Genomic DNA, 4706 nt, shown 5'->3' with positions numbered 1-4706 from the left:
AGCCGCCGAACCAGTTGGTCACCTTGCCGTGGGCGAAATGCGCGTCCACCTCGCGCGGGTGCACCACGCCGCGTTCGCGCACATAGGCCAGCACGTCTGCGGCCTGCGCCCAGCGCTCTGGCGTCCACTCGTGCCTGGCCTCGCGCGGGTGCATCAGCGCCTGGGTGTCGCGGTGCACATAGCCGTAGTTGACGAAGAAATCTTCCTCATAGGGCAGCTTGGTGTAGCGCTTGTCCAGGTCGCCGGCGCGGTAGTCCAGCACGCGGTGGCGCAGCGTCAGGTCCTGTGCGCGGGCCGGCGCGCGCAGCGGGTCGGCCTGCACAAAGCCCAGGCGCTGCAGTGCGCGGGGCAGGGTGGTGGGTTTGAAGAGGCTGCGGGCAATCGCGTAGCGGCGCAGGTCGTCCAGGGTCAGGGCAGGCATGGCCGGATGATGCCGCAGCGGCGACAATGCCGGCCTCATCGAAATACCGAGATTGACCTCCGCCATGACCACCCTTGGAACCCCGCTGTCCCCTTCCGCCACCCGTGTGATGCTGCTCGGCTCGGGGGAACTGGGCAAGGAGGTGCTGATCGCGCTGCAGCGCCTGGGCGTCGAGACCATCGCGGTCGACCGCTACGAAAACGCCCCCGGCCAGCAGGTGGCGCACCATGCGCGCACCATCACGATGAGCGACCCGGTCCAGCTGCGCGCGCTGATCGAAGCCGAGAAGCCGGACCTGATCGTGCCCGAGATCGAGGCCATTGCCACGCCGGTGCTGGAAGCGCTGGAGGCCGAAGGCAAGGTGCGTTGCATCCCCACTGCCCGTGCCGCCCGGCTGACGATGGACCGCGAAGGCATCCGCCGCCTGGCCGCCGAAACCCTGGGCCTGCCCACCAGCCCGTACAAGTTCTGCGATTCGCTGGCCGAGCTGCAAGCGGCCATCGATGCGGGCATTGGCTACCCCTGCATCGTCAAGCCGGTGATGAGCAGCTCCGGCAAGGGCCAGAGCAAGATCGATGGCCCGGCGGACGTGCAAAAAGCCTGGGACTACGCGATGGCCGGCGGCCGCGTCGGCCCTGGCCGCGTCATCGTCGAAGGCTTCATTGACTTCGACTACGAGATCACGCAGCTGACGGTGCGCGCGGTGGGCGAAAGCGGCCAGGTCGAAACCTTCTTCTGTGACCCGATCGGCCACGTGCAGGTCAGCGGGGACTATGTGGAGAGCTGGCAGCCGCACCCGATGAGCCCGGCCGCGCTGGCCGAGTCGCGCCGCGTCGCCAAGGCCGTGACCGACAACCTCGGCGGCCAGGGCTTGTTCGGCGTGGAGCTGTTCGTCAAGGGCGACCAGGTCTGGTTCAGCGAAGTCAGCCCGCGACCGCACGACACCGGCATGGTCACGATGATCACCCAGTGGCAGAACGAGTTCGAACTTCACGCTCGCGCCATCCTCGGCCTGCCGGTGGACACCTCGCTGAAGAGCCCCGGCGCCAGCGCCGTGATCTACGGCGGCGTCGATGCCACGGGCATCGTCTTCGACGGCGTGGCCGACGCGATGCGTGTGCCCAACAGCGAGATCCGCCTGTTCGGCAAGCCCGAGAGCTTCGTCAAGCGCCGCATGGGCGTGGCACTGGTGCACGACGCGGACGTGGAAACCGCCCGCACCCAGGCCAAGCTGGCCGCCAGCAAGGTCAAGCCGCGCAAGGCTTGAGGCTTGGCGCCAGCCGTTTCCCCCTCCAGCCCGGCAGCCACCTGCCGATAAGCATGCATGAAGCGACCGGCTCGTGTGGGCTGGTCGTCTTGTTCACGCCTGGGTTTCGGAGGATGCTGTGACTGAGACCACCAATCTCGCCGCCAAGGTACTGCTGCTGGAGCATGACGCCAAGCAGTACCAATGCCTGATGGATTTTTGCGAGCGCATGGGCTTGATGGCCATGCCGCGCAGCGCGCCGGACGCGCTGGCCACCTTGTCGCAGCACAAGGACCTGGGCGGCGTGATGCTGGCCGAGGACTTGCCGCTGGAGGGCATGGACAGCCTGGCGCTGGCCTGCAGCATCCACAAGCTGCGGCCGGAGCTGCCGATCTTCCTGCGCCGCACCAGCAACCAGCCGCTGAGCGAGGAGCAGGAAATTGCGATACGCCATCCGTGGACGACCGGCGACCTGGCGCAGCTGCAGTCCTGCGTCGAGCGCAGCATCTTCAGCCTGCGTTACCCGACCGAGCTGGTGAACGGCGTGGTCGAGCTGACCTGCTCGGCGATGCGTTCGATGTTCCCGCATGCGACGGTGAAGGCCGAGTCGCCCTACGTGGTGCACGACCGCATCATCTTCGGCCAGGTGTCGACGCTGATTCCGCTGGAGAGCACCTGGTGCCGCGGCTACATGATGCTGCAGACGGAAGAGGGGGCGTTGCGCCAGGGCCTGATGCAGGGCATGGGTTACGAAGGCGTCGGTGGCGACCTGAATTTCCGCGAACTCAATCACCTGCTGGGCGAGACGACCAACCTGATCTGGGGCGCGTTCAAGAACCGCTACATCCCGCCCAAGGCCTTTGCCAACCAGCAGAGCCAGGTGCCCATCGTGATCAACCACGAGCACAAGTACATCTCGTTCGGCTCGCAGGACCCGCAGCTGTGTGTGCGCTACCAGCTTTCGGACCCGCGCCGCCCCGGCCTGCCGCCGCTGACCATCGTGCAGCGCCTGATCTTCAACCTGCACTGGTCGCCCGAGGAGTTCGCGGTGTTTGCCGACGCTTCCAGCGGCAGCAGCGCAGCCACCGGTGAGCTCGAATTGTTTTGATCGCGCGCCATCCGATGTCTCATTCCCAAAGACCTCAAAGAGGAGACCGCCATGGCCCACGTTCTGGTGGTTGATGACTCCAACACGATGCGGGAGATCGTTGCCGGTTTCCTGAGCAAGAACGGCTTCGAGGTGGCGGTGGCGACCGATGGCCGCGATGGCCTGGTGCAGCTGAACAAGGACCCCGGCATCCGGCTGGTGGTCAGCGACATCAACATGCCCAACATGGACGGCCTGACCATGGCCGAGAAGATCCGCACCGAGCTTTGCAACAAGGACGTGCGCATCGTGATGCTGACGACCGAGGACAACCCGGCGATGCGCACCCGCGCGAAGGCCATCGGCATCAACGGCTGGATCGTCAAACCCTTCCGCGGCGACGCGGTGCTGGGGCCGTTTCGCAAGCTTTGCGGAATGGGCTGAACCCGCCGTTCGCCCATGAAAAAAAGGCCGCCGCCGGAATCCCGGTGGCGGCCTTTGTCTTTGGCACTGGGCGTTTACAAGCCGGCCGCTGCGCGCAGTGCGGCAGCGCGATCCGTGCGCTCCCACGTGAACTCAGGCTCCTCCCGCCCGAAGTGGCCGTAGGCCGCGGTCTTCGAGTAGATCGGCTTGAGCAGGTCCAGCATCTGGATGATGCCCTTGGGGCGCAGGTCGAACAGCTCATTGACCAGCTTGGCGATCTGCTCGTCGGGGATCACGCCTGTGCCTTCGGTGTAGACCGTGACGTTCATCGGGCGGGCCACGCCGATCGCGTAAGCCACCTGGATCTGGCACTGGCGGGCCAGGCCGGCGGCGACGATGTTCTTGGCCACGTAGCGTGCGGCGTAGGCGGCCGAGCGGTCGACCTTGGTCGGGTCCTTGCCGGAGAAGGCGCCACCGCCGTGCGGGCAGGCGCCGCCGTAGGTGTCGACGATGATCTTGCGGCCGGTGAGGCCGCAGTCGCCCTGCGGGCCGCCGATGACGAAGCGGCCGGTCGGGTTGATCAGGTACTTGGTCTCGGCGGTGAGCCATTCGGCCGGCAGCACCGGCTTGATGATCTCTTCGCGCACCGCCTCGTAGAACTCGGGCTTCATCTTGTCGCCCAGGCTCATCTCGGGTGCGTGCTGGGTCGACAGCACGACGGTGTCGATGGACACAGGCTTGCCGTCCACGTAGCGCAGCGTGACCTGGCTCTTGGCGTCCGGCCGCAGGAAGGGCAGGCGGCCGTCCTTGCGCAGCTGGGCCTGGCGCTCGACCAGGCGGTGCGCGTAGTAGATCGGCGCGGGCATCAGCTCGGGTGTTTCGTCGCAGGCGTAGCCGAACATCAGGCCCTGGTCGCCGGCGCCGATGTTCAGGTAATCGTCGCTGGCGCGGTCCACGCCCTGGGCGATGTCGTTGCTCTGCTTGTCGTAGGCCACCAGCACCGCGCAGCCCTTGTAGTCGATGCCGTATTCGGTGTTGTCGTAGCCGATGCGCTTGATCGTGTCGCGCGCGACCTGGATGTAATCCACGTTGGCCTGCGTGGTGATTTCACCGGCCAGCACCACCAGGCCGGTGTTGCACAGGGTTTCGGCCGCCACGCGGGACAGCGGGTCCTGCGCGAAGATGGCGTCGAGGATCGCGTCGGAGATCTGGTCGGCGACCTTGTCGGGGTGACCTTCCGAAACGGATTCGGAGGTGAAGAGATAATCGTTCGCCACTTGGCATTCTCCGGTTGCGAGATGAATGGCAGTTCGTCCAGCTCGGCAACCTGAGAGAGCGGCGAACGCTTTAGCGGCATTTGGCAGGCGATTCTGGAGAGAATCGGCCCGGCGCCATCGGTCGAAAACCTGGCACATCGCCCCGCAAGTTGTCCTGTTAACTCGGCGATGGGGCCGATCTTATCCGAAGCTTTGATGTTCTTGTTGCGAGGTATTTCGCGCTTGCCGCTCGCTTGGGTGCAAGCCCTGGGC

At 66.0% G+C, this 4706-nt stretch carries 5 protein-coding genes; 3 read left to right on the top strand and 2 right to left on the bottom strand.

Annotation, left to right across the window (positions count from 1 at the left end; genetic code table 11):
• The coding region (locus tag FKP22_RS21440; protein ID WP_211361503.1) for a DNA glycosylase AlkZ-like family protein at positions 1 to 421 on the bottom strand (421 nt) is incomplete at its 3' end.
• Between the two features lie 64 nt (positions 422 to 485).
• Between FKP22_RS21440 and purT the strand changes: the two genes are divergently transcribed.
• The 3 genes from purT (at position 486) to FKP22_RS21425 (ending at position 3198) form a co-directional block, all read left to right on the top strand.
• The gene (gene purT / locus FKP22_RS21435) at positions 486 to 1688 is read left to right on the top strand and encodes a formate-dependent phosphoribosylglycinamide formyltransferase (protein WP_141289721.1); all 1203 of its coding nucleotides are present in this window, start codon (positions 486 to 488) and stop codon (positions 1686 to 1688) included.
• Positions 1689 to 1806: 118 nt separating this feature from the next.
• Positions 1807 to 2775: a chemotaxis protein CheX gene (locus FKP22_RS21430; RefSeq protein WP_141289720.1), complete on the top strand. Its 969-nt coding sequence runs from the start codon at positions 1807 to 1809 to the stop codon at positions 2773 to 2775.
• 51 nt (positions 2776 to 2826) lie between these two features.
• Positions 2827 to 3198 (top strand): response regulator, encoded by a 372-nt coding sequence (locus tag FKP22_RS21425; RefSeq protein ID WP_141289719.1) that lies wholly within the window; start codon positions 2827 to 2829, stop codon positions 3196 to 3198.
• 74 nt (positions 3199 to 3272) lie between these two features.
• Here the strand turns inward: FKP22_RS21425 and metK are convergent, their stop codons facing one another.
• Entirely contained in the window at positions 3273 to 4454 is a 1182-nt protein-coding gene (gene metK / locus FKP22_RS21420) for a methionine adenosyltransferase (protein ID WP_141289718.1), read from the bottom strand.
• Between the last annotated feature and the right edge of the window lie 252 nt (positions 4455 to 4706).

Source organism: Ideonella azotifigens (assembly GCF_006519715.1).
GTDB lineage: Bacteria > Pseudomonadota > Gammaproteobacteria > Burkholderiales > Burkholderiaceae_C > Ideonella > Ideonella azotifigens.
Note: the sequence above shows the minus strand (reverse complement) of the source record. Positions and strands in the feature narration are given on the sequence as shown.

What these genes read in the sequence shown, in the direction of transcription:
- FKP22_RS21425 (WP_141289719.1), top strand. Translation starts at nt 2,827, where the DNA reads ATGGCCCACGTTCTGGTGGTTGATGACTCCAACACGATGCGGGAGATC.
- purT (WP_141289721.1), top strand. Translation starts at nt 486, where the DNA reads ATGACCACCCTTGGAACCCCGCTGTCCCCTTCCGCCACCCGTGTGATG.